General features: G+C 53.5%; 23 protein-coding genes. 14 read left to right on the top strand and 9 right to left on the bottom strand.

Features of this window, described 5'->3' with window-relative positions; translation table 11 throughout:
- Window positions 1-221 precede the first annotated feature (221 nt).
- From ACYVHX_RS21660 to ACYVHX_RS21625, 8 genes are all read left to right on the top strand, one after another.
- Window positions 222-3,083, top strand: coding sequence for a SusC/RagA family TonB-linked outer membrane protein (locus ACYVHX_RS21660; protein WP_460673782.1), 2,862 nt, complete (start codon window positions 222-224; stop codon window positions 3,081-3,083).
- Window positions 3,084-3,220: 137 nt separating this feature from the next.
- A complete protein-coding gene (locus tag ACYVHX_RS21655) occupies window positions 3,221-4,720 on the top strand; it encodes a RagB/SusD family nutrient uptake outer membrane protein (RefSeq protein WP_460673781.1) in 1,500 nt (499 codons plus the stop codon).
- A 140-nt stretch (window positions 4,721-4,860) separates the two neighbouring features.
- Window positions 4,861-5,457 (top strand): hypothetical protein, encoded by a 597-nt coding sequence (locus tag ACYVHX_RS21650; protein WP_460673780.1) that lies wholly within the window; start codon window positions 4,861-4,863, stop codon window positions 5,455-5,457.
- A gap of 72 nt (window positions 5,458-5,529) precedes the next feature.
- The gene (locus ACYVHX_RS21645; protein ID WP_460673779.1) at window positions 5,530-5,940 is read left to right on the top strand and encodes a hypothetical protein; all 411 of its coding nucleotides are present in this window, start codon (window positions 5,530-5,532) and stop codon (window positions 5,938-5,940) included.
- A gap of 183 nt (window positions 5,941-6,123) precedes the next feature.
- On the top strand, window positions 6,124-7,374 hold the full coding sequence (locus ACYVHX_RS21640) for a TolC family protein (protein WP_460673778.1): 1,251 nt from the start codon (window positions 6,124-6,126) through the stop codon (window positions 7,372-7,374).
- A 3-nt stretch (window positions 7,375-7,377) separates the two neighbouring features.
- Window positions 7,378-8,463, top strand: coding sequence for an efflux RND transporter periplasmic adaptor subunit (locus ACYVHX_RS21635; protein WP_460673777.1), 1,086 nt, complete (start codon window positions 7,378-7,380; stop codon window positions 8,461-8,463).
- Window positions 8,464-8,466: 3 nt separating this feature from the next.
- Complete coding sequence (locus ACYVHX_RS21630; RefSeq protein ID WP_460673776.1) at window positions 8,467-11,580, top strand: efflux RND transporter permease subunit; 3,114 nt, start codon at window positions 8,467-8,469, stop codon at window positions 11,578-11,580.
- Window positions 11,581-11,635: 55 nt separating this feature from the next.
- Window positions 11,636-12,133: a hypothetical protein gene (locus tag ACYVHX_RS21625; RefSeq protein WP_460673775.1), complete on the top strand. Its 498-nt coding sequence runs from the start codon at window positions 11,636-11,638 to the stop codon at window positions 12,131-12,133.
- Window positions 12,134-12,250: 117 nt separating this feature from the next.
- Here the strand turns inward: ACYVHX_RS21625 and frr are convergent, their stop codons facing one another.
- The 4 genes from frr to ACYVHX_RS21605 form a co-directional block, all read right to left on the bottom strand.
- On the bottom strand, window positions 12,251-12,811 hold the full coding sequence (gene frr / locus ACYVHX_RS21620; RefSeq protein ID WP_460673774.1) for a ribosome recycling factor: 561 nt from the start codon (window positions 12,809-12,811) through the stop codon (window positions 12,251-12,253).
- A 123-nt stretch (window positions 12,812-12,934) separates the two neighbouring features.
- Window positions 12,935-13,651 (bottom strand): UMP kinase, encoded by a 717-nt coding sequence (gene pyrH, locus ACYVHX_RS21615; protein WP_460673773.1) that lies wholly within the window; start codon window positions 13,649-13,651, stop codon window positions 12,935-12,937.
- Window positions 13,652-13,769: 118 nt separating this feature from the next.
- Window positions 13,770-14,270, bottom strand: coding sequence for an acyl-CoA carboxylase biotin carboxyl carrier protein subunit (locus ACYVHX_RS21610; protein WP_460673772.1), 501 nt, complete (start codon window positions 14,268-14,270; stop codon window positions 13,770-13,772).
- Window positions 14,271-14,293: 23 nt separating this feature from the next.
- Window positions 14,294-15,217, bottom strand: a complete 924-nt coding sequence (locus tag ACYVHX_RS21605) for a DMT family transporter (protein WP_460673771.1) — start codon at window positions 15,215-15,217, stop codon at window positions 14,294-14,296.
- Window positions 15,218-15,603: 386 nt separating this feature from the next.
- Between ACYVHX_RS21605 and ACYVHX_RS21600 the strand changes: the two genes are divergently transcribed.
- Window positions 15,604-16,410: a glycosyltransferase family 2 protein gene (locus ACYVHX_RS21600; protein WP_460673770.1), complete on the top strand. Its 807-nt coding sequence runs from the start codon at window positions 15,604-15,606 to the stop codon at window positions 16,408-16,410.
- Window positions 16,411-16,431: 21 nt separating this feature from the next.
- On the opposite strand, the gene dusB is transcribed toward ACYVHX_RS21600, so the two are convergent.
- Window positions 16,432-17,421, bottom strand: a complete 990-nt coding sequence (gene dusB, locus ACYVHX_RS21595; RefSeq protein WP_460673769.1) for a tRNA dihydrouridine synthase DusB — start codon at window positions 17,419-17,421, stop codon at window positions 16,432-16,434.
- Window positions 17,422-17,554: 133 nt separating this feature from the next.
- Here dusB and ACYVHX_RS21590 point away from each other — a divergent pair, with 133 nt between their 5' ends.
- Together ACYVHX_RS21590 and ACYVHX_RS21585 are read left to right on the top strand one after the other, a co-directional pair.
- Window positions 17,555-18,508 (top strand): lysostaphin resistance A-like protein, encoded by a 954-nt coding sequence (locus tag ACYVHX_RS21590; RefSeq protein WP_460673768.1) that lies wholly within the window; start codon window positions 17,555-17,557, stop codon window positions 18,506-18,508.
- A complete protein-coding gene (locus ACYVHX_RS21585; RefSeq protein ID WP_460673767.1) occupies window positions 18,501-18,710 on the top strand; it encodes a DUF2007 domain-containing protein in 210 nt (69 codons plus the stop codon). The genes ACYVHX_RS21590 and ACYVHX_RS21585 overlap by 8 nt, the downstream gene beginning before the upstream one ends.
- A gap of 21 nt (window positions 18,711-18,731) precedes the next feature.
- Here ACYVHX_RS21585 and ACYVHX_RS21580 read toward each other — a convergent pair whose 3' ends face one another.
- Window positions 18,732-19,265, bottom strand: a complete 534-nt coding sequence (locus ACYVHX_RS21580; RefSeq protein WP_460673766.1) for a hypothetical protein — start codon at window positions 19,263-19,265, stop codon at window positions 18,732-18,734.
- 167 nt (window positions 19,266-19,432) lie between these two features.
- Between ACYVHX_RS21580 and ACYVHX_RS21575 the strand changes: the two genes are divergently transcribed.
- Both ACYVHX_RS21575 and ACYVHX_RS21570 read left to right on the top strand, forming a co-directional pair.
- Window positions 19,433-20,266 carry a phosphatidate cytidylyltransferase gene (locus ACYVHX_RS21575; protein WP_460673765.1) on the top strand — a complete coding sequence of 278 codons (834 nt, stop codon included), beginning with the start codon at window positions 19,433-19,435 and terminating at the stop codon, window positions 20,264-20,266.
- An 89-nt stretch (window positions 20,267-20,355) separates the two neighbouring features.
- Window positions 20,356-21,087, top strand: coding sequence for a carboxypeptidase-like regulatory domain-containing protein (locus tag ACYVHX_RS21570; RefSeq protein WP_460673764.1), 732 nt, complete (start codon window positions 20,356-20,358; stop codon window positions 21,085-21,087).
- A gap of 97 nt (window positions 21,088-21,184) precedes the next feature.
- Here the strand turns inward: ACYVHX_RS21570 and ACYVHX_RS21565 are convergent, their stop codons facing one another.
- A complete protein-coding gene (locus tag ACYVHX_RS21565) occupies window positions 21,185-21,961 on the bottom strand; it encodes a UDP-2,3-diacylglucosamine diphosphatase (RefSeq protein ID WP_460673763.1) in 777 nt (258 codons plus the stop codon).
- A gap of 111 nt (window positions 21,962-22,072) precedes the next feature.
- Here ACYVHX_RS21565 and ACYVHX_RS21560 point away from each other — a divergent pair, with 111 nt between their 5' ends.
- Window positions 22,073-22,843 (top strand): hypothetical protein, encoded by a 771-nt coding sequence (locus tag ACYVHX_RS21560; RefSeq protein ID WP_460673762.1) that lies wholly within the window; start codon window positions 22,073-22,075, stop codon window positions 22,841-22,843.
- Between the two features lie 68 nt (window positions 22,844-22,911).
- Here ACYVHX_RS21560 and ftsH read toward each other — a convergent pair whose 3' ends face one another.
- A complete protein-coding gene (gene ftsH / locus ACYVHX_RS21555; RefSeq protein ID WP_460673761.1) occupies window positions 22,912-24,939 on the bottom strand; it encodes an ATP-dependent zinc metalloprotease FtsH in 2,028 nt (675 codons plus the stop codon).
- A 178-nt stretch (window positions 24,940-25,117) separates the two neighbouring features.
- The gene (gene rsfS, locus ACYVHX_RS21550; RefSeq protein WP_460673760.1) at window positions 25,118-25,501 is read right to left on the bottom strand and encodes a ribosome silencing factor; all 384 of its coding nucleotides are present in this window, start codon (window positions 25,499-25,501) and stop codon (window positions 25,118-25,120) included.
- Window positions 25,502-25,586 lie beyond the last annotated feature (85 nt).

Below are 25,586 nucleotides of genomic sequence, written 5' to 3'. Positions count from 1 at the left end.
CCCACGGGCCGGGCCGCGTAGGATCAAGTTGATGAAAACCGGTCCGGGGACTTGGCCAGAGGAGTCCAATTCGTCTCCGCTCACGGCCGGAGGCCGTGGGTATAAAAAAAGCCTGCGTGATCAATTCGATCATGCAGGCTTTTTATTTTTTGATTGGTATTATTCTTGATACGGAAGAGTTAATTAACTTTCGGCAATCCCTTCTCTAACCCGTTCCAGGTATGATACACTCACCGCTTTTTCGGTGTTATTCGACGTCATTGGAAATCTCAAACAAATTCATTACCAGTTGCTTATTCGTTGTTTTAGCTACTCAGATACCATCCTTTGCTGCTTCTGTTCCCCAAGCCGATGATTCGCTTTCGATCCGGAGCGGACGCCTAACCGCCCACCAGCACACCAGTTCAACAGACACGGTTTCCGGAAAAAGATTGCTTCAGATCGCTACCGGAAACCCTTTGCAGGCCTTGCAGGGGCAGGTTGCGGGCCTGCTCGTTCGGGCTAATTCCGGCGAACCGGGCGGGTCGGTTGCCCTCCAGATTCACGGTCCGGGGCGGTTTGGTGATACCACTCCGCTGATCGTCGTGGATGGGATGATTATCGGACAATCCGACAACCTCAACTGGCTGACTCCGGAATCCATCGCAACCGTCGAAGTGCTGAAGGATGCGACGGCGACCGGCCTTTACGGAATGCGGGGCGCAAACGGCGTGATGCACATTACCACCAAAAAGGGAGCCCTGGGTGGTCCCCGGATTGCGGCCGGGTTTTATACGGGCGTCCAGCAAATCACGCAGCGTCCGCAACTGCTCAACACCCGGCAATACATCGATTACATCAACGACAGCCGTTCGAATGGCGGGCTGATTCCGGCGTTCAAACTGACCAACCAGTCGTCGCTTGATACGCTGCTCAAAACCAGCACCGACTGGCTCGGCGCGCTGTTTCGTCCGGCCCCGGTTCGCAATGCCTACCTGTCGGTTTCGGGCGGAACCGAGTCGGCCCGGTACCTGCTGGCTGCCGATTACTTCAAACAGGATGGCGTCATTCTGGGTGCTGATTTTGAGCGTTTATCGCTGCGACTCAACACGGAGTTCGACCTGATGGAAACCGTAAAAGTAGGACAGAATCTGGTGGTTAGTCAATCGGTTCAGCACGCCAACGACGGGACCGGTGGCCGGACGCCCATCGAACAGGCGTTGAAAAGTGCGCCGTATCTGAGCATTACGAACCCCAGACAGATTGGCGGTTATAACGGCACCACGTACCTGGACGCCAGCAACGATGCCCTGAATCCCATTGGATTGTCGATGTTGACCAACGACCGCCGATCGTCGCTGAACCTGGTGGGGGACGTATTCGGGCAGTGGGCGATTTTCGATGGCCTGACCTACCGCGCCAGTCTCGGCTTCGATCTGCGCAATTCCGATCGGATGTATGCCATGCCCGCTTTCAACATGGGCGAGTACAACATCAATCTTACGGCTTCGCTGGCCCGCGCCAAGCAAACCGATTACAACACCCTGTTGCACCACCAGCTAAGCTATACGCATTCGCAGGGGGCGCATTCGCTGGCGGTTTTGCTGGCCGGCAGCCGCCAGACTTACCGCATTGACGATATTTCGGCGTTTACGGACGATCTACCCGGCAACAACATTCGTTCCCTGACCGCCGGGCAGTCGTCCCGAAACCGCACGGTGGGCGGAACCTACGGTTTTTACCGGATCGTTAGCTTGTGGGGGCAGGCGTCGTATGATTACGGGAAAAAGTACTGGCTGACGGCGGCCATCCGGCGCGATGGCTCGTCGCGCTTCGGACCCGGAAACCGCTTCGGAGCGTTTCCATCGGTGGGCGCGGCCTGGTACCTCAACAAAGAACGGTTTCTGGAATCGGTTCCGTACCTGAACACGATCAAGTTGCGGGCGAGCTGGGGAAAAACCGGCAACGATAACGTCGGTGATTTTCAGTACGCATCGCTGATTGCCCAGAATTACAACTACCCGTTCGGCCCCACCAATTCCTTCCTGGGTGTGGGGGCGTTTCCCAGCACCTTGCCAAATTCCGGCGTTCGCTGGGAAACCACCACGATGAGCAACGTCGGGCTGGATCTGGGCGCATGGGAGAATCGGGTGAAACTGCGGCTGGATTATTTCCGGAAACGGACGACGGATTTGCTGGTCGAGGTGCCGTTGCCGGCTTCGGTGGGCGCGTCGGCTCCGCTGACCAATGCCGGCATCGTGGATAATTCGGGTATCGACCTGAGCGTGAGCGCCGAACAACAAAGCGAATGGATCACGTTCGGAATCAGCGGGTTTGCCAGCTGGCAGAAAAACCGGGTCGTCTCGCTGGGCGACCGGCCCAACCCGGTTTTTGGGGGCCAGGTGCAGGACGAACTGGTGACGGCCACGGGCATCGGCCAGCCGGTGGGAAGCTACTACGGTTTTCGGCGGACCGGTATTTTTCAGAACCGCGACGAAATCATCAAAAACCCCAGCCTGACCGGCACCGAACCCGGCGATATCCGGTATGCGGATTTGAACCAGGATGGCAAAATTACCGACGACGATAAAACCTATCTCGGCAGTCCGGTGCCGACGTTTTATTACGGTTTTTCGGCCTCCGTGAGCGGGCTGGGCTTCGATCTGTCGGTGTTGGTACAGGGGGCGTCGGGGCAACAGGTGTACAATGCCAATGCCTACTGGCTGAACGGTTATCTGGGGCGGTATAATGCCGGCACGGACGTATTGAACCGCTGGACCCGCGAAAAACCGTCGACCACCCAACCCCGCGCCGATGCCTCCGGAACGCGTAACTTCCGCCCGTCCGACCGTTTCATCGAAGACGGCGGTTATTTCCGGGTCAAGTCGTTGCAGGTCGGCTACACGCTGCCCGAAGCCCTGACGTCCGGTTTTGGCGTCAGCACGTTGCGGTTGTACGTTGGCGCGCAAAACCTGTTCACCAAAACACGCTATTCGGGTTTTGATCCCGAGTTTGCCAGTAATCAGGCCATCGCCGAAGGAATTGATCGCGGGCAGCAGCCCCAGTCGCGGCTATTTCTGGGCGGTATTCAACTTAATTTTTAAAGTGGTTCAGAACACGGTTTTCAGTATCCGGTAGGCTGACGCATTCAGAAGCCAGTGGCCCGACCAGGCGTCGTTCCGGCGAAAACCGTAAACCGAGTACCGAGAACCGTATACTGAAAACCGAATTCCAATTTCGTATGAAAAAGATAGCTGTTCTGTTGCTGATAACCGGTCTGATAGTGGGTTGCAGCGACCAGGCACTGGATGTGGAAAACGTCAATGAGCTGACGACCGATAATTATTACAAAACCGAAGAAGATGCCCTGAAAGCCGTCAACGCGGCCTATGCAACCTTGGCGTCCCCGGATCTGTATTCGCAAATTATGCATTTGACGCAGGAATTGATGTCGGACGAAACCGAGGCAACCGTTTCGGCCAGCCCGAGCCTGATCGCCATGCGGGAGGCCGAATCCGATGCCACCAACGAGCTGTATAACTTCATCTGGTCGGGTTGTTACCAGGGCATTTACCGGGCGAATCTGGCCATCACCCGCATTCCGGGCGTTCCGATGAACGAGTCCAGGAAAAACCGCCTGATGGGTGAAGCGTATTTTCTGCGCGCGCTGTATTACTTTATCCTGGTGACGAATTTTGGCGATGTTCCGCTCATTCTGAAGGTGGTGGATGTGAGTAATCCGGCGGAAAAACAGCCCACCCGCATTGCGGTAGCCAACGTCTATGCCGCCATTCTGAAGGATTTTGAAGAAGCCGAAAAACGCCTGCCGGTTTTGTACGAAGGCGACGAAATTGGCCGGGTGACGCGCGGTGCCGCGAAAGGATTCCGGGCCAAGGCGCTGTTGTACCGGGCGAATCTGACCAACAACCAGGCCGACTATGCCGCATCGGCGAAGCTGTTTAAGGAAATCATTGATTCGAATGACTACGACCTGATGCCCAATTACCGGGATAACCACACGAACACAAACGAAAACAATAACGAGTCGCTTTTTGAGGTTCAGTTTTCATCGACCGTCAACCCGGGTGCGTTCTGCGACGAATGCGGCACGGGCGGTTTGCGGCCGCTTGAAATGGGCGTTCGGGGACGCGCCTACAACAACGTCATTCCGTCGGAATGGTACGTCAAGCAGTTTGAAGCCGGGGATACGCGCTTGCTGGCGTCGGTTTTTGGGCCGCAGGGCAGCAAATTCGACGGGCTGGATTATTACAAAATTCTCGATTACAAAGCCTGGTCCGACATTTTGCCGGTTGATTTTGCCGTTCGCAAATACCAGAAAGACGCCGGAAACGAGTTTGACTGGACCACCGGCTCGGACGTCAACATCCGTCTGATGCGGTTTGCGGATGTGCTGCTGATGTATGCCGAAGCGACCAACTCGGCGCAGGGGCCAACCGCCGATGCCTATGCCGCCGTCAACCGCGTCAGGAAACGGGCCGGCCTGGAGCCGCTGGCACCCGGTTTGTCAAAAACCGCTTTTATGGACTGGATCATGCACGAGCGTGTGGTGGAACTGGGCATGGAGGGGCACCGCTGGCGCGATCTGGTCCGCTGGAAACGGGCCTACCTGGAACTGACTGCAAAGGCCCGCCCGTTCGACGAAAAGAAGCATTACCTGTTTCCGATTCCGGCCAAAGAACGCCAGCTCAATCCGAATCTGACCCAGAATCCGGGCTGGTAGAAGGGGAAAAAGCATAGACTAGTAATACTGAACACTGACTGTTAAATAACGAAGTGACCTGGTTGCCCGGTGATGGAGCAGACCTTTTTCCTTCGATATTCGTTATTCAGTATTACTCATTCACAATTCAATCGGTAATCATGAAGCGGTTTTTTGGCGTCCTGGCACTCGTGCTGACGATGATTTCGGTGGCAAAGGCTCAAAACCGGGTTTATAAAAACGCCCTTCGGGTTGGTGTTGATTACCTGACCCTGGATGCGCCCGATGATCTGGGTTACCGGTATCTGGGGCGGTATGCCCGGCACCTGGGCAACGATCGAATTGTTCTGGAAGCCAGTCTGGGCTATCTGAAAGTGGCGAATAACCGGTCGTTGCCCAACGCCTACGTGTTTCAGGGAAGAGCCCGCAAGCGCATCACGGCGGATTTTACGGCCTCGTTTGATTTCGTGAAAAGTTCGCAGCACGCCCTGCGGCTGGGCATCGGCCCGTCGGTCTGGTACCGGGAAGACGATCGGTGGGAAAGCGTTGATTACCTGATCAATCCCGACGGAAGCGCAGCTGGGATTAGCATTAAAAACCGGCAGATCAACGAAGTCAACCTTGGCGGAAGTGCCGTTGCGGAATACGAATTCGCTGCGACTGAACGCCTTATGCTGGGTGCCCGGCTGGGACTAACCACGTTTAAAACCGCCAGCATCAGTTCGCTGGCCGGACTAAACCTGGGCTACCGGTTTTAAGCGGGTGCAGGCCGGGTGAGCAGCCTGTGCTTTTATTATCGGCAAATTCCGTATCTTTGTCGGCATAAACCTATGAAGGTACTTCGTCATCTTCCTTTATTGCACCGGATTTTTTGCCTGTTGATGGCCGTTAACGTGCTCAACTTCAGCATCGATTCCCCGGACCAATTCACCCAGCCGCTTGTTCAGAACGTGGGTGCCGAGGATCTGTCGGTCAATAAAATGGAAAGTATCGGGGAGGTTCTGCTGGAAAAAGTCCTCGAAATCCCGAATGCCGTGCCCGAACAGGACGATCCGGATCATCCGATTGCGGTCAAAATCGTCAAGTCGGTTTATGACTGGGCGACGCCTTCCGTCACGGTTCCTTTACAGAAAATCGCCGTTATTTTTCCGGTGCTTTCCGAGAAAAAGCCTACTTGCTACGCGACTTTCTACTCATCTCATTCGCCTGAGATCGATTCTCCTCCGCCCCGACGGGCCTGATTTTACCCTTCTTTTTTGAGGAAAAACCGTCCCTGCATTCGGCAGACGGCTGGTTTCTTCCGGTTTTTCGTATCCGCCGGTAACCCGATCGCTGGTCTGCCGCATCTGTCTGCTCCAGTCAGATCGGAAGCCACAGCTTTGGTTGGCCGCTGATACGCCATTCTTCATGTGAATTTCCAAAATATGATCAAATACATGACCCTGGTGGTGCTGCTGCTTAGCGGGATGGCCCGGGCCCAGGACACTTTGTCCATTCAGCTCCGGCAGGCCGATAGCCTGTTTGTAGGGCGAAATCTGCTCGCCCTGGCCGCCCGCTACCAGATTGAAGCGGCTCAGGCGCAGGTACTTCAGGCCGGTTTGTTTGAAAATCCGATCCTTACGGTCGAAATCAATGCCTACAATCCCGGCCGTGGTCGGGCCGTGGACGTTGGCCGGCAGGGGCAGAAATTTGTATCCGTCGAACAGGTTTTGCTGACGGCTGGTAAACGAAACAAACGGGTGGCGCTGGCGCAGGAATCGGCCCGAATGACCGGGTTGGAGTTTCGCGATCTGCTCCGGAACCTTCGTTTTGAGGTGCACAGCCGGTTTTACGAACTCCATTTTCAGCAGCGGACGCTGGCGCTTTACGGCCAGCAAATCGAAATTCTGCAAAATACCGTCGATGCGTTTGAGGAGCAATACCGGCGAAACAACGTCTCGTTGCGGGAACTGATCCGCTTAAAATCGCTGCTGTTTCAGCTTTCCAAAGAGCGCGCCGAAATCCTTTCGCAACTCACTGACCAACAGGCTTATCTGCAAACGCTGCTCTCAACCAGTCAGCCGGTTAAATCGTTGGTGGACCAAGCCGAGCTAAACCGGGTTCAACTGCCCAGCCAGCCGCTGGATTCCCTGCGGAGCCTGGCGCTGCAACACCGGCCGGATGTGCAGATCAGCGGTTCATTGACGCAGCAGGCGCAGCTTAATTATAATCTGCAAAAAGCCCTGGCCCGGCCGGATGTGCGCGTTGGTGGCGTCTACGATCAGAATTCCAACTACATCCCGAATTACTTCGGCGTGTCGGCGTCGGTGGATTTGCCATTTTTCAACCGCAATCAGGGCGCCATCCGGGCCGCCCGGAGCCAGATCGACTACCAGAGAGGATTGCAACAGCAGAAAACCGTGCAGGTCGAAAACGAAGTGACGGCAGCCTGGCAGAAAATCCGCAATGCCGAGCAGACGATTCGCTCGGTCGAGGGCCGGTTCACGGAGCAGTTCGAACAACTGAACCAGGGAGTGGTGGCGAATTTTCTGAAGCGAAATATCTCCCTGCTGGAGTTTGTCGATCTCTTTGAAGCCTACACCGAAAACAGCCGCGATCTGAACCGGCTGCAAGCCACCCGCATGGCGGCATACGAAGAATTTAACTACGTCATTGGAACCGATCTGTCGAAATAAATCATGAATAAATTACTCATAATCAGCGCTGTGTTGTTTTCGGCCGTAGCAAACCTGGGTTGCGAAAAACCGTCGGCCAACGAAGAAGCGAAGGCGTTTATGCTTTCGGATACCATGCTGAAACGCATCCGGCTGGATTCGGTGGCAACCCAGCCCGTGCGCAACGAGCTGACGCTGGTGGGCCGGGTGGTGGCCGACGAAAACAAGGTGGTCAAAGTGTTCCCGCTGGTGGGCGGAAACGTCGAAACCGTATCGGTCGAGCTGGGCGATTATGTCCGCAAAGGCCAGCCGCTGGCGCTGATCCGTTCGGGCGAAGTCGCCGATCTGGAGCGTCAGATGATTCAGGCGCAGTCGGAATTGGGGGTGGCGCAGAAAAACCTGCGGGTGGCGCAGGACCTCAACGAAAGCAAACTGAATGCCCAGCGCGACGTGGTGCAGGCGCAAAACGAAGTCGATCAGGCGCAGGCCGAGGTAAACCGCCTGCGGGAAGTTTTCCAGATTTACGGTTTAGGTAATTCCGCCAATTACATCGTCAAGGCCCCCCTGTCCGGTTTTATCATCGAAAAAAATATCAACCCGGGCCTCCAGCTGCGCTCCGACAACGCGGACAATCTGTTCACCATCGGCGAAATCAGCGATGTCTGGGTGATGGCAAACGTTAATGAAAGCGACATCGGGCGCGTCCGCACGGGCATGGCTGCCCAGATTGAAACGCTCAGCTACCCGGATGAGGTGTTTCGGGGCAAAGTGGACAAAATCTACAACGTGCTCGATCCGAATACCAAGGCCATGAGTGTGCGCATCCGGCTGCCCAATACGGGCTATCAACTCAAGCCCCAAATGCACGCGACCATTCGCCTGACGCTGGAAACCGGCCAGCAATTGCCCGCCGTTTCGACCGATGCCGTCATTTTCGACCGCTCGAAGAACTTCGTGGTCGTTTTCCGGAACCGGAACGATCTGGAAGTTCGGGAGATCGCGGTTCATAAAACATTGCGAACGGTAACCTACGTCGAATCGGGCCTGAAACCGGGCGAGCGCGTGATTTCCAAAAATCAGATTCTGGTGTACAACGCTTTAAACGAATAACCCATGAACCAGTTCATTCGGAATATCGTCGGTTTTTCGCTGAAGAACCGGTTTTTTATCTTTTTCATGACGGCTGGTCTGGTCGTTGCCGGGGTGTTTAGCTACCTGAATACCCCCCTGGAAGCTTTCCCGGATGTTACCAATACGCAGATTATTGTCGTCACGGAATGGAACGGACGGAGCGCCGAAGAAATCGAGCGGTTTGTGACCGTGCCCATCGAAGTGGCGATGAATTCGGTGCAGCGAAAAACCAACGTACGCTCCGTGACCATGTTTGGCCTGTCGGTCATCAAAATCATTTTTGAGGACGATGTGGAGGATTTTTTCGCCCGGCAGCAGGTCAACAACCAGCTCCGGAATGTACCGCTGCCCGAAGGGGTCGAACCGGATATTCAACCCCCTTATGGCCCGACCGGCGAGATTTTCCGGTTTACGCTGAAAAGTGACAAGCGGGACAGCCGGGAGTTGCTGACGATCCACAACTGGGTGATTGACCGGCAGTTGCGGAGTGTGCCGGGCGTGGCCGATGTGGTGGCTTTTGGCGGTCGGCAGAAAATCTACGAACTGCGCGTGAACCCAACCCAACTGGCGAAATACGACCTGACTCCGCTGGAAGTATACCAGGCCGTCACCCGAAGTAACATCAACGTCGGGGGCGATGTCATCGAACGAAGCGGGCAGGCCTACGTCGTGCGCGGCATCGGACTGCTGACCTCGGTTCAGGATATTGGCAACATCATCATCGAAGAACTGAACGGCAACCCGATTCTGGTCAGAAACGTGGCCGAAGTGGCCGAGTCGCAACTGCCGCGCGTGGGGCAGGTGGGCCTGAACGAGGACGACGACGTGGTGGAAGGCATTGTGGTGATGCGGAAAGCCGAAAATCCGAGCGAAGTGCTGGAGCGCGTAAAGGCCAAAATCGGGCAGCTGAATACGCGGGTGTTGCCCAAAGACGTCCAAATGGTTACGTTCTACGACCGCGACAACCTGATCGAATTTTGTACCCATACGGTTTTGCACAACCTGACCGAAGGGATTGTTCTGGTCACGGTCATGGTATTTCTGTTCATGGCCGACTGGCGCACGACGCTCATCGTTTCCATCATCATTCCGCTGGCGTTGCTATTTGCGTTCATGTGTCTGAAAATGAGGGGAATGTCGGCCAACCTGCTGTCGATGGGCGCGGTCGATTTTGGAATTATCATCGACGGGGCCGTGGTGATGGTCGAGGGCATTTTTGTTACCCTCGACCACAAGGCGCACAAAGTCGGCATGGAGCGGTTCAACAAACTGGCCAAGCTGGGTTTGATCAAGAAAACCGGGGGCGAGTTGGGCAAGGCGGTTTTCTTCTCCAAGTTGATCATCATCACGGCTTTGTTACCGATCTTCTCGTTTCAGAAAGTCGAAGGAAAAATGTTCTCGCCACTGGCCTGGACGCTCGGGTTTGCGTTGCTGGGCGCCTTGTTGTTTACGCTCACGCTGGTGCCGGTTTTGTGTTCGCTATTGCTGAAAAAGAACGTCCGGGAGAAGAACAATCCGGTCGTCAACTTCTTTAACCGCATCGTGATGGCGGGTTTTGGCTGGTGCTACGGCCGCCAGAAACGCAGTATCCTGGCGGCTTTGCTGCTGATGGGCGGCACGTTTTTCTCCGCCCGGTTTCTGGGAACCGAATTTCTGCCGCAACTCAACGAAGGGGCGCTGTGGGTGACGGCCGAACTGCCCATGAGTTTGTCACTGCCCGAAAGCGTGGAAATGGCCGGGCAGATCCGGCGCGATTTGCAGACGTTTCCGGAAGTGAAACAGGTGCTTTCGCAGGTGGGCCGCTCGAACGACGGCACGGACCCGAACGGTTTTTATTTCTGTCAGTTTCAGGTCGATCTGGCCCCGAAAGACGGATGGAAGCGCAAGATTTCCGTTGAGGAACTCACCGACGAGATGGACAAAAAGCTGCGGAATTACCCCGGCATTCTTTATAATTATTCGCAGCCCATCATCGACAACGTGGCCGAAGCCGTAGCCGGTTACAAAGCCAGCAACGGCGTGAAAATTTTCGGACCGGATATTTACCAACTCGAAAAATACGCCGATCAGGTCCTGAAAGCGATGAAAGACGTGGACGGGGTGCGCGATCTGGGCATTATCCGCAACGTCGGCCAGCCCGAGATCAGTGTGTTGTTTCATGATCACAAAATGGCGCTTTACGGCGTCACGACGGCGGATGCCCAGGCCGTGATCGAGATGGCGATTGGCGGAAAAACCGCATCCATTTTATACGAAGGCGAGCGCCGGTTCGATATTCGGGTGCGGTATCAGGATGAATACCGGCAGAATGAGGAAGACATCATGCGGTTGATGGTGCCAACCCTGAAGGGCGGACTGATTCCGTTGCGGGAAATCGCTACGGTTCAGAAACAAACCGGTCCGGCGTTCATCTACCGGGATATCAACCAGCGGTTTATCGGCGTGAAGTTTTCGGTGCGGGGCCGTGATCTGGGCAGCACCATCGCCGAGGCCCAACAAAAAGTAAACGCCGTCCTCAAAACCGGTAACGATTACTCGGTGGAATGGGTCGGGGAGTTTGAAAACCAGGTGCGGGCCACGGAGCGGCTGGCGCAGGTGGTGCCCGTCAGTCTGGCGGCCATTTTTGTCATTCTGTTCATCACCTTCGGCAACACCAAAGACGCGGGTCTGGTACTGCTTAACGTGCCGTTTGCGCTGATTGGCGGCATTCTGGCCCTGCACGTAACCAACATGAACTTCGGGATTTCGGCGGGCGTCGGGTTCATTGCGCTGTTCGGAATCTGCGTGCAGAACGGGGTCATTCTGATCTCGGTTTTCAATAAAAATCTGCTGGCCCGTATGGCGCTCGACGATGCCATTCGCGAGGGCGTTCAGTCGCGCATCCGGCCCGTCGTGATGACCGCCCTAATGGCGGCAATCGGCTTGCTGCCCGCTGCGGTTTCCACCGGAATCGGCTCCGAAACGCAAAAACCGCTGGCCATCGTCGTCATCGGCGGACTGGTAACGGCCACCGTGCTGACGCTGCTGATTTTCCCGATCATCTACCGGTTTTTCTACCGGCACCGCGTTCACCGGATTCGGGATCTGGACGACTAAAAGTCCGGACGCCGGTGTGGAATGACTTTTTTTTAATCTCTAAACACGTTCAATTATGAAAAACTATCAAATCAGGCATCGTTTCAAAGCCCTCGTTTATACGCTGTTCCTGGGGGTATGGATTACCGGTTGCCAGGACAAGGCCGGGGCCGACTTTATCTACGAAGCGTCCAGCCAGGGGGTGGCCGTTGGCGCTTACGGCGGTTTCAGGGATGCGTTTCCGGATGCTCAGGCGGTGAGTTGGAGCAATGTTCAGGAACGAATCTGGGAGGCCCGGTTTTCGCAGAATGCGATGGAAAAGGCGGCCTTCTTTCACTCTAATGGCGTGATGATCGATCAGGGCACGCGGGTGCCGCAAACGGTTTTACCGGAAAATGCCCGGAACTACCTGAACGCGACTTACCCGGGTGGGCGGGTACAAACCGTGTTGACGGGCCCGAACGGGAGTGACAACAGCCCGTTTCGGGTTTTTCAGGTGAATGCCACCGGTTCCCGAATCTGGCGCGTTCTGTTGACGGCCGATGGGCAGTTGCAGGGCGCAACGGAGCTCTGACCGCTCAACTTCCAATTGCGGTAAGGCCTAATAAAAAGCGCAGCCGGTTTTTCGATCCGGCTGCGCTTTTTGGAACAAAATAGAGTGAAACGCCAAAGGTCGAAAAACCGGCGGCTGTTAGACCGTGAGAATATCCTGTTCTTTGGCAACGAAAATGCTGTCAATTTTGGCGATAAAACCGTCGGTCAGTTTCTGGACGCGTTCTTCGCCTTTTTTTACCTCATCTTCCGAAACGCCTTCTTTGGTCAGTTTGCGGATGCCGTCGTTGGTGTCTTTGCGAATGTTGCGGACGTTGACTTTGGCGACTTCGATTTCCTGCTTTACTTTTTTCACCAGATCCCGACGGCGTTCTTCGGTCAGCGGAGGGATATTCAACCGGATGTTTTCGCCGTCGTTGGTCGGCGACAATCCGAGGTTGCTGTTGCGAATGGCTTTTTCGATTTCGCCGATCATTTTCTTTTCAAACGGCTTGATGGCAATGGTCCGGGCGTCGGGAGTAGTGATCGAAGCCACGTTGTTGATGGGCGAATTCATCCCGTAATAGTCCACCTGAAGGCCATCGAGCATCGCGGTCGACGCTTTGCCCGCCCGAATTTTGGATAACTCGATGTTCAAATGTTTCAACGCCTTTTCCATCGTATCCCGGGCGTCTTCGAGATAAAGCTCAATTTCTTCCATGGTTTTTAAATAGTGATGAATTAGGAGCGATGAATGATGAAGGTGGCATCCGTTACCTTTATGATTTCATCTTATTCCGGCAAGCGGGTCATAATTCACCGTTCATACGTCATCATTTATAAATTAGCCCGTGATCAGCGTGCCAATGTCCTCGCCATCGACGAGCCGGATCAGGTTGCCCGATTGGTTCATGTCGAATACGATGATGGGCAAATTGTTTTCCTTGCACAACGTAAAGGCCGTTAAGTCCATGACGTTGAGTTTCTTTTCGTAAACGTCCTGAAACGAAATCGTGGTATACCGGGTGGCGGTTTTATCCTTAAACGGATCGGCGGTATAGACCCCATCGACGCGGGTACCCTTCAGAACCACATCGGCTTCGACTTCAATGGCCCGCAGGCTGGCCGTGGTGTCGGTCGTAAAATACGGGTTTCCGGTGCCGGCGCCGAAGATCACGACGCGCCCTTTTTCGAGGTGACGAACGGCCCGCCGACGAACGTAGGGCTCACAGACCTGTTCCATCTTGATGGCCGACATAACGCGCGTATACAAACCGTGTTGCTCGAGCGAACTCTGGATGGCCATCGCGTTGATAACCGTCGCCAGCATCCCCATGTAATCGCCCTGAACCCGGTCCATACCCCGGCGTTCGCCCTGGATGCCCCGGAAAATGTTGCCCCCGCCAATCACGATGGCAACCTGCACCCCTTTTTCAACGACTTGCTTGATTTCCAGACTGTATTGGTCCAGAATGGTGGGATCGATACCGTATCCTTGGTTTCCGCTCAAAGCTTCACCGCTAAGTTTGAGCAGAATTCGTTTATATTTTAGTTGAGCCATGAAGGAAAGTTTGGCGACAAATATAGTAAAAGTGATGAGTTAAGAGTGATGAGTGATGAGTTAAAATGCTCCGCAAAGAGAATGCGTCAGCCAACTCATCACTCTTCATTCATCACGCTTAACTAAACTCCACCAGAATTTGATTTTTTTCGACGGTCTGGCCGCGGTTGATCCGGACGGTTTTGATGGTGCCGTCGGCGGGGGATTTAATGACGTTTTCCATTTTCATGGCTTCCAGAATCAAAACCGTATCGCCTTTGCGGACGGTGTCGCCGGGCTGAACGCTCAGACTCAGAATCAGACCGGGCATCGGCGCTTTGATGTCATTGATCCGGGCCTGGTTGGCCGCACTCATGCCCATCTGTTCGAGGAGCAGGTCGAAGCGGTCTCGCAGTTTCACCTGATGAATGGACTGATTGATTTTGAGCGTGGCGGTTTTTTCCGTGGTATCCAGGTGGAGGATTTCGGCCGTGTAGGAGCGGTTTTGATGCAGGATGTGAAACTGGCGGTCGTTCAGTCGAACCAGGTCCCAGGTCAGGAGCTGGCCATTCAAAACCGGTTGATCGCCGGAGAAATCAATCTCGAAAGAGTCCTGATCGTTGACGGAAGCACGAAACATAAAGACGCGGTTTGGGTGTAGGCTTACTTTTTGTTGATCAAATATACACCCAACAGGCAAATTCCCATACCGGCCACCTGCGGCCAGTGGAGCGGTTCGCCGTCGAGAAGGCCCCACAGCACGGCTACAACCGGAATCAGGTACGTCACCGTTGAGGCAAAAACGCCGGAGGTCAGTTGAATGATCCGGTTGAAGAGAATGGTGGCAAAACCGGAGCCAACCATGCCCAGCGTCATCAGCATCAGGAGCGCGGGCGTGGAGCCGGGCGCGACAACCCGCGCGGGAAAATCCGTGGTAGCCAGACCAATCAGGGCGATGGGCCCCACCATAGCAAAGGTGGAAGCCGTTGATAACAAGGCCGGTAAGTCGGACAGGTAGCGCGAAACGATGTTGATGTTAAAACCGTAGCAAAGCGTGGCTAACACAATCAGAAAGGCGTAGGCGTTGTAAGAAAATGAGCCGGTGGCGCTGAAAAACACCAGAAATACCGACCCGAAAAAGCCGAGCAGGATCCCGCCAATTTGCCGCCATCTGGCCCGTTTCTTGAACAGTATAACGCCAATGAGAAATGTGAACAGGGGACTCAGGGCGTTGAGCGTTCCGGCCAGCGAACTGTTGAGGTGAGCACCGGCAATGGCGAACAACACGGCCGGAATCAAATAACCAAGCATACCCGAACCCAGCAGGGGGAGCCAGCGGTTTCGCGGAATCTGATTCCAGCGGATCAGCAGATAAGGCAGAAAAAACAGAAATGCCAGAAAAATGCGCCCCGTTCCCACCTGCATCGGGGCAAAAACCGGCAGGCTGTGTTTGATTAGAATAAACGAAGTGCCCCAGATCAGGGCAACCAGAATAAGGAGCATCCAGGCTTGAAGCAGGCGTTTGGACGGCGGAGCGGAGACCGGTTCGAGCGTGGAATTGGAGGAAATCGTAGAAGGTTTCGTCATATTCCTAGAACCATCTGCCGGGGCGGTTTGGTTCTGACCACTGCGAAAAACTCACCCTAATAATAAACTGATAATTAGGGTCTTATTTAGAAGGTGGCAGTCCAAAAATGCGTTGTGAAAAATAGTTGCAACGCAAACGCCAAGAACTGCGTACTGGTATGCAACGGGACGGGCCGGAATCCTGTCTTGCCTGATGATAGCCATCTCTACAAATTCTTGAACCTGATCAGTTTCGGATTCGCGCAGGCCGGGAAAACCGCCGGTTTGTCAGACAGCACCCGTCGGATTGCCTTTTTGTTGTCACTGCCTGACAACGGTCCGCGCTGAAATTGATCCGATTTGTACCGATTCGTTCATTTTTCCACTTATAACGGATTACGGAGGCTATGAACACATTCCCGAAACTACCCCTTTCGGTAGTCATGATTACGCTGAATGCCGAACGCACGATAAAACAGGCGCTGGAATCGGTCGCGCCCTGGGTCGATGAAATGGTGATAGTTGATTCGGGCAGTACCGACGCCACCCTGCACCTGGCTCAGCAGTTCGATTGCAAAGTGATTCACCGCAAATTCGATGGATTCGGGCCGCAAAAGCAGTTCGCCATCGATCAGGCCAAGCACGACTGGGTTCTGGTGCTCGACGCAGATGAAATCGTGTCCGCGCAACTGGCTGAAGAGATCGAAGCTCTTTTTACCACCGGAGCGCCGACGTATGCGGGGTATTCGTTACCCCGGAATCTGATTTTTCTGGGACGGATTTTGCGGCACAGCGGCCAGAACCGGCAACCGGTTTTGCGGTTGTTCGACCGCCGGAAAGGCCACATCACGCCCATGCCGGTGCACGAATCCGTTCAGGTCGAAGGACCGATTCGGCATCTTTCGGGGGTTCTGATTCACTACAGCTACGGCTCCCTACACGATTATGTGCTGAAAATGAATCAGTACACCACTCTGAGCGCTGAAGAAATGGCTTTGCGGCACAAAAAGGCAAACATTGCGCTGCAGGGCATCCGGTTTTTGTTTACGTTCGTGAAAATCTATTTTTTCAAAAGCGGTCTGCTCGACGGCTACCCCGGTTTTGTGTGGGCGTTGTTGTCGGCGGTGTATCCGGTGATCAAATATTCAAAACTACAGGAATTGCGGGATGACGAGGAGCGGCTGAAAGTCAAACCCGTGCTGGCCTTTGAGTAGGATGGGTTTGGCCCTCCCGGATTAGATCACGGCCAGTTCGTACGCTTCCCCGATTTCATCCAGAATCTCCGCAATTTCCGCCAGCGTATCGGCCTGCACGAGCCGCATCCGGAACGGTTTAAAATTTTCCAGCCCTTTGAAATAATTGGTATAATGCCGGCGCATTTCGAAAATGCCGGTTTTTTCACCTTTCCAGCGGATTGAAAACTCCAGGTGCTGTTTACAAACGGCCACGCGATCGGCGAGGGTTGGCGCTGCCCGGTGTTCGCCCGTGCGGAGGTAGTGCTTGATTTCGTCGAAAATCCAGGGGTAGCCGATGCTCGCCCGGCCAATCATGATGCCATCCACCCCGTAGCGGTTTTTGTAGGCCAGCGCTTTTTCGGGGCTGTCGATGTCGCCGTTGCCGAAGATGGGAATGGTGGTGCGCGGATTTTCTTTAATCCGGCCAATCAGGGTCCAGTCGGCTTCCCCTTTGTACATCTGTACGCGCGTGCGGCCGTGTACCGTCAGCGCCTGAATGCCAATGTCCTGCAAACGTTCGGCCACTTCCAGAATATTCCGCGTGTTATCGTCCCAGCCCAGCCGGGTTTTCACCGTAACGGGCAAGTGCGTTGCTTTAACAACCGCTTCGGTCATTTTCACCATTTTCGGGATGTCCTGCAACAAAGCCGCCCCGGCTCCCCGGCAGGCCACGTTTTTGACCGGGCAGCCGTAATTGATGTCAATCAGATCCGGGTTGGCCCGCGTGGCAATTTCGGAACAGGCCCGCATCGTTTCGACATCCGAACCAAAAAGCTGAATGCCAATCGGGCGTTCGTACTCAAAAATGTCCAGTTTCTGAACGCTTTTGGCCGCATCCCGAATCAGTCCTTCCGACGAGATAAATTCCGTATACATCAAATCCGCCCCGTTGGCTTTGCAGACCGCCCGAAACGGCGGATCGCTCACATCCTCCATCGGCGCCAGTAAGAGCGGAAAATCACCCAGTTCAATTGTTCCAATTTTTGCCATATATCGCTAACAATACGGTTTTCAAAGATGTTCGCCAAACCGGACTGGATTTGAAAACCGGCCGGTGTATTTTTTATAAAAACCGGGCCGGTTTTAACAATCTTGCCCGTTTGGCCGTAAATTTACGGCAATTATGGAAGACTTCCGCTCTACGTCACCCTCTTCGAATACCCTGCATCCTTTTCGTAGCCTGCTGGTTTTGCTCGGATTTGTCCTGCTGGGTATGTCGCTGGGCGGGTTGCTGGCCGGGATGTTCCTGGCAGTCTGGGCCACCAGCGGGGGGCAGGACGTGAGCGATATCGCCGACATTCTAAGTCACCCCGCCGAGTATCCCGGAAGCTGGCACCTGCTGATGCTGATTCAGGCGGTTAGCCACCTCTGCACGTTTTTGCTGCCTTGTCTGCTTTACCTGCGCTGGATCGAACGCCGGTCCTGGTCGGATTTTAACGCCCGTCCGCTGGCAGCGGTCAAAGCCGTTGGGGTGGTGGCGCTGCTGACCATCACCTTCATGCCCCTGAATGGCCTGATCATTGAGTGGAATCAAAACCTCGAACTGCCGGATGCGTTGAAGGGACTGGAGGAATGGATGCGGCAAAAAGAAGATCAGATGGGCGAGCTGACCAAGTTTCTGACCGATTTTACTTCACCGCTGGATCTGGTTTTTGCCCTGCTTACGATTGGTATTATTCCGGGAATCGGGGAGGAGGTGCTGTTCCGGGGAATGTTGCAGCGGAAGCTGGCGCAATGGACGGGAAATGGCCACATCGCCGTCTGGGTAGCCGCCCTGATTTTTAGTGCCATTCACATTCAGTTTTACGGTTTTGTGCCCCGGGCGTTGTTAGGCGCCTTGTTTGGATACCTGTACGTTTGGTCGGGAAACATCTGGGTGCCCATTCTGGCCCACGCGGTTAACAACGGTTTTACGGTTTTGATGGTGTGGCTGCACCGGCGGCACCTGATTTCGGTTGATATCGAAAATACGGATTCGGTTCCTTTGACCGGCGCGTTAATTTCGCTAGTTTTAACGATAGGTTTTTTAACTTTTTTTCGAAAGTCGAATCAATCGCCGTCCCAGCCGTATGTCTGATCAGTGGGAGAAAGTACTGGTGACCCCTACCATCCACCGCGCCGAACTGGCCAAAGTGTTGTTGGCCGAACACGACATTAACGCCGTCGTTGTTAACAAAAAAGACAGCAATTATCTGCTGGGAAACTGCGAAGTTTACGTGCAGGCCGAAAATGCCGCACTGGCCAAAATTCACCTGATTTCGGCGGACCTGGAATACTGAGAGCGAATCAGGGCCGATCCGTCATTTGCTTTCGGTCGTGTTTTTTTTCGAGTAGGAAATAACCGTATAAATGCCTTCCTTGGGTTTGCCGGACATTTCCAGCGTGATCACCGTGCGGTCGGTCTCCCAAATGCTTGACCGGTTCAGGTGGCCCAGCAAAACCGCATCGCCGTGACGCTCGGGGCGCTCTTTGTACAACGGATAATTCCAGGTGGAATAATCGCCCGTGGGTGGGCCGTAGCGATCCGACAGGATTTTGAACAGGGCCTGATAATCTTCCAGGTGTTGCTGGGCGCGGACATGCCGATCCGTAAAAATGTACAGGGCCCCGGCGAGCTGGTCTTTAACAAAAGCAAACTTTACCGAAGCCGGGAAGTTGTAAAACCAGCGCTGGCGGTATTGCAGGGTCGAATCGGTGGTTCGGTAGGGCGTAGACAACTCAGCGGCTTGAACTTCCTTGTTGCTCATGTCCCAGCGGAGCGAACGAAGATCAAATTCCGGTTGTTGACCCTTTCCGGACAACCGGAGAAATAGGCCAAGCAGGACTAAAAGCATACGGAAAAGGGGGCGGTGAGTAGAACGCTGATGAATAAAGCTCTATTACTATATCCTCTGTAAATTACGTTAAAATAGACGAAAAGAGAAACTCAGGTATGAACGACGTCTCCGTATTTTGTTATTTTCGCCGGATCAACCACTTTGATTTGTAGTTGCCTTCCGATATGAAAGCACGTTTAGATCGGATGACGAACCTGCAACAGCGCGTGATTACGGCTGCCATTGGTGTTATCATCATCCTATTTGGGATTGGATACAGTGACTGGACCTTTGCCTTGTTGTTCTGCGCCATCAGTGCGCTGACGCAACTGGAGTTTTATAAATTACTCGGCCTGGATGGCAATCAACCACTGACCTATTACGGAACCGCCGTTGGCTGTCTGATCTGTATATTGACGTATCTGATTGAAAAACAGATTGTTGATTACGACAGTTATTTCCTGATCTGCCCGGCGGCTTCCATGATCTTTCTGATCAAGCTTTATAAAAAGCGGGATCTGAAACCGTTTACCAACATCGGGTTTACGTTTCTGGGGCTGATTTATGTAGCGGTGCCGTTTGCCTTGCTGAATGTGCTGGCGCTGCGGGGCGGTACCTATCACCCGGGTTTGATGCTGGGGTGTCTGGTGCTGCTGTGGGCCAGTGATATCGGGGCGTATTTTGCCGGCACCAAATTCGGGCGCAGGAAATTATTTGAGCGGGTATCCCCCAAAAAATCCTGGGAAGGTGCGGTTGGTGGTGCACTGGCGGCTGCGCTTATCGCTTTTTTTCTGACTATTTTTGTGGACGATCTCCGGCCGTGGGAGTGGTACTGCGTGGGCGCAATCATTGTGGTAACGGGCACCTACGGTGATCTGGTCGAGTCGCTTTTTAAGCGCAGCATCGCCATCAAGGATTCCGGTTCGACCATTCCGGGTCATGGCGGTTTTCTGGATCGTTTCGACGGTCTGCTGCTGGCGGCACCGTTTATTATTACCTTTTTGAAACTGTTTGCGTAAATCGGTTGGCGGCCGGGTCGTGATGGAGGGAAGACGGTCAGCCGAAAGAAAGCAATACGTTACGCCGACGGGCGTTTTAACTTTGAGACATGAAGAATTTACTCGTAAAGATCATAAGCGTTCTGGCGATTGCGTCGGGGCTGATGCTGGCGGCCGGCGAAACGGCTCAGGCGCAGGGCCAGGAAAAACTGATTATGTTTACCGGGATCATTACCGCCGGAAAAACGTCGGAACCCCTGCCGGAAGCCTACATTTCAATCCCACGGGCGGGTCGCGGGGTGCTTTCCAACAACGTCGGTTATTTTGCCATCCCGGTTTTGCCGGGTGATAGCATCGTCTTTAGCTACGTTGGTTTCAAGAAGCAATACCACATTATTCCGCGCCGGTTGCCGGAAACATCCTATTCGGCGGTGGTGGCTATGCAGGAAGATGTGCAGATGCTGACGGAGGTGAAAGTATATCCGTACCCCACGGAGGAATTGTTTAAGCAGGCTTTCGTCAATCTGAAGCTGCCGGACGAAAAAGAACGGGAGAACCTGGCCCGCAATACCAGCGCCGAATCCATGCAACGACTGGCGGCCCTGACGCCAATGAGCGCCGGCGCCAATTACCGGTATTACCTCAATCAGCAGTGGTATGGCCGCGAATCGATGACGGGCCGAACCCAGATGACGACCATTCCGTTCCTGAATCCGTTTGCCTGGGCGAGCTTCATCAAGTCGGTGAAAAACGGCGATCTCAAGAAAAAAGATTTTCGGCAGGAATTGAACGCGACGCCGAAAGAAGGAATTTCGCGTCAGGACATTCTGAAAAATAATTAACAGGAAACGGTATTCAGTTTCCGGTATTCGGTTTACGGTTTCTTGCGGCAGCCACCGAAAACCGAATACCGAAAACCGTATACCAAAAAACCGCACGTTACCCCTCAAACGTTAGCAACTCCGTTTTCTGGCCGTCATACCGGGCGTAGGTGTTGAAATTGATCCATTCGCCCAGATTAATGTACCGGCTATTGGCTGCTACCGTCAGATCCAGCGGCAGGTGCCGGTGCCCGAAGATGTAAAAATCGTGGTGTTGCCGGGTTTCTACTTCCTTGCAATAGTGCAAAATCCACTCGTGCTCATCGCCCCGAAAAACATCCGGTTTGTGCTGCTCCGAGGCCTTGCGGTTGCGCGACCAGCCGGTGCCAAACCAAACGCCAATGTCGGGATGAAGCCAGCGAAACAGCCAGCGGGCCAGCCCGTTTTCAAAGAGTTTCTTAAGCTGTTTATAGGTGAAATCGCCGGGACCCAAACCATCGCCGTGGCCGATCAAAAACCGCTGGTTGCCAATCTCGTAGGACCTCGGGAGTCGATAAACCGGAATGCCCATTTCGTCCGTGAAATAGTTGGCCATCCACATGTCGTGGTTTCCGGAAAACAGCGTAATTTTTAGGCCGCTGTCGGCTAATTCGGCCAGTTTCCCCTGCAACCGGCTGAATCCCTTCGGAATAACGTGCCGGTATTCAAACCAGAAATCAAAAACGTCGCCAACCAGAAAAATCGCTTCGGCATCGACCCGTACGGTTTCGAGCCAGCGGATCACCCGTTGTTCGCGTTCGCGGCTGGCGGTGGGCGTCGGCATTCCTAAATGAAAGTCAGAAGCAAAATAAATGGCCCGATTCGGTGGGAGTGCGAGGTGTTCAATCGAATGCATGAATATTTTTTCAGGAATACAAAGGTAATATATTGCTTCTTTACCTCCGAAACTTGCATATTGCATTCCAAAAGACTCCACCGTCATTTAACAAGAATTTGCTGAGATGCTATGAAAAAACGGTTTATTGCCTTTGTGGGATTAGTTGGATGGTTTGGGTTGTTGGAAAAAGGGGTTCAGCCCCTGAGGGCGCAGTCGCAATTGGCAATGGTGACAAAAAACCGTCCGGCCGCCGTCGAAAAACTGGTCTTTGATCGGGTACTGGTTTACGAGCAAACCGATTACAACGGCTCGGTGGTGCGGTATCAGGTCTTGTTAAATTCCAAAACCGGTCAGTTCGGCTTCGATCGGAAACTGGCGAACCTGAGTTTTCCGGGAGTGATTGGTGGCTACACCTTTGTCACCGGCCAGCCGGACGGAAGTTACCGGGTGTACGTAGCCGACAAATATGAGGGTAAAATCATCATGCGGTACAACGTCGGGAAGTCGTTTTACGCATCGAACCGCGCCGATATGTGCCATAACCGGTTTGTGCAGCGGTACCGGGCGACCGGGCGCGAAGGAAGCCAATATGGCCTGACTGCGACCGAATACCGCGCCAGCCTGGGCCGCAACGATACCGAATGGCTTTGGGTAGCCGAAGTGCCGTTCAATTCCTATCCGCTGTATTTATTCAATGAACTGGCCCTGGAAGCCAAACTGCCGGACGCACACAGCATTAATTTTACTTCCTCACTGGGCCCTAATGAATTACTGGTTCAGTCCAAGAAAGAATATTATTCCGAAAAAGTAAACGGAAAACCGGCTACCAGCACCTTAAAACTCATCTTTTTCGGCCCAGCGAACCACAGTTTTGATGTAACCGGCTACCGGTTTAGATAAGATTGGATCCTCGGGAGAAATAAAAAAGCCGACTTAAGTCGGCTTTTTTTGTGAATGCGTCATTCGTTTTATGACAAGGCTGGCAGATCGGGGGTTGGCAGTGGCTCGGTTTGTTCCGGTTTGCTTTCCGGGCCGATCTCTTCGCCAACAACTTCGCTAGCATTTTTGTAGGCCTGATACGTCGTTTCTTTCAGGAAAGGACGTTTGCCCAAAATGCGAACCAGATCTTTCTGGAACAGAATTTCTTTTTCGAGCAATTCTTTGGCGACCGCTTCCAGCCCTTCCCGATTTTTTTCGAGCAGGTCTTTAGTCCGCGTATAAGCCGCATCGATAATCTTCCGAACTTCGTCGTCGATGGCTTCCGCCGTTGCTTCCGAATACGGTTTATTAAACTGATACTCGCTTTGTTTGGAGTCGTAGAACGAGACATTCCCGATTTTATCGTTCATCCCGTACATCGTCACCATACTGTAAGCCAGTTTCGTAATGCGTTCGAGATCGCTCAGAGCCCCGGTCGAAATTTTGCCGAAGATGTTTTCTTCAGCTGCCCGGCCCCCCAGGGTCATACACATCTCGTCGAGCAACTGCTCGGTCCGGTACAGATACTGCTCGCGCGGCAGGTATTGCGCATAACCCAAAGCGGCAACCCCGCGCGGTACGATTGTCACTTTCACCAGCGGATCAGCGTGCTCCAGAAACCAGCCCGTTACGGCGTGTCCGGCTTCGTGGTAGGCCACGATTTCTTTTTCTTCCGGAGAAATCAGTTTGTTTTTCTTTTCCAAACCACCAATTACCCGGTCCATGGCGTACTGAAAATCCTGCATATCAACCGATTCCTTATTCCGACGGGCGGCAATCAAGGCGGCTTCGTTGCAAACGTTGGCAATATCGGCGCCGGCAAAACCCGGGGTTTGGGTCGCCAGTTCTCTGGGATCGACATCCTTATCCAGCTTGATGGGTTTCAGGTGCACCTTGAAAATGGCTTCCCGACCCACAATGTCCGGTTTATCGATGCTGATCTGACGGTCGAAACGACCGGGACGGAGCAAGGCGGAATCCAGGACGTCAGGGCGGTTGGTGGCTGCCAGAATGATGATTCCGGAGTCGGTTGCAAAACCGTCCATTTCCACCAGCAGGGAGTTCAGCGTATTTTCCCGTTCGTCGTTGGCACCCGGCATCGATCCACGTCCGCGCGAACGGCCGACGGCGTCAATTTCATCAATAAAGATGATACAGGGCGCTTTTTCTTTGGCTTGCTTAAACAGGTCACGGACGCGGGCCGCACCCACACCGACAAACATTTCAACAAAGTCGGAACCCGACAGCGAGAAGAACGGAACCCCCGCTTCGCCCGCAACGGCTTTGGCCAGCAAGGTTTTACCCGTACCCGGAGGGCCAACCAGCAGGGCGCCTTTCGGAATCTTGGCACCGAGTTTGGTAAACTTCGTCGGATTTTTCAGGTAATCAACAATTTCTTTGATCTCTTCCTTGGCTTCGTCCAGCCCGGCCACGTCGTTAAACGTGATCTTGACCCGGTTTTCGGCATCGAACAGGGCGGCTTTTGATTTACCGATGTTGAAGATCTGCCCACCGGGACCCGCTCCGCCCGACATCCTGCCCAACAGGAAATACATGGCGAGAATCATTACGATGAAGAAGCCCCAGGTTTGCAGGAAACCGCTCCAGTCGCTGCGCTGCTCAATTTTATAGTCTATTTTCTCATTATCGGGAATACCTTCCTGAATTCGGTCAAGGTCTTTCTTAAACGATTCGGCGGAGGAAACCCGGAAGCTGAAATGCGGACCGGCGTCGGAATTGAAGTACGATTTGTCCTGGAACTGATTGCGGTATTTCTGTTGTAAAGCCTGTTGGGTCAGGGTTATTTCAACAACCTCATTGTTCACAATGACGACTTTTTCAACTTCCTTATTTTTAACCATTTTTTCAAACCCGCGGATGGTCGTCTCCCGGACGGCGCTGCTGCGGTTGAAAAAGGTTATCCCGAGGATCGCTGCAATCAGGATCGCTACAATCCAGCCCTGGAAGTTGGGCCGACGGGGAGTTCTGGATGAAAGTGGATTTCTATTATCAGGCATTTTTGCAACAGAATTACGGCTAAATACACAAAAAAGGAAACACCATTCTTAAATGGATTGTTTCTGTTGGGTTTGAGTTTCGATAAACGGAAACTAACCGGGGTTAGGTGGTCGTAGGAGCGGATAAACACTCGTTCAATTGCCTGTTGCCGGTTTGGACCGGTTTTTCGCGGTAGTGTCAGGCAAACGTTTCTTCCACAACGTGGATTTCGGCATCCCCCCAAAGTTGCTCGAGGTCATAAAAAACCCGGCGGTCTTTTTTGAAAATATGGACCACAACGTCCACGTAATCAAGCAGAATCCACTCCCGATTCATTTTGCCTTCTTCGTGCCAGGGATTGGCCTGGCTGGTTTTGAAAACTTCTTCCTCCACAGAATCGGCAATGGCGTCGATCTGCGTATCGGACGTTCCGGAGCAGATGACAAAGTAATCAGAAATGGCATTTTTAACGTCGCGAAGGTCCATGACAACAATGTCAACGGCTTTCTTTTCCTGCATGCCTTTCACGACAAGCTTGCACAATTCTTCGGATGATAACTCCTTTGGTTTATTTATTCTCATGCTACTGGTTTAAATTGCACAGACCGAAATCAGCGGGTACGTTCTAAAAACAAAGTTTGTACCATTATTCGGCATTCATCCAACT

Source organism: Larkinella ripae (assembly GCF_054780775.1).
The sequence above is the reverse complement of the archived record's forward strand: the minus strand, read 5'-3'. Positions and strand labels throughout refer to the sequence as shown.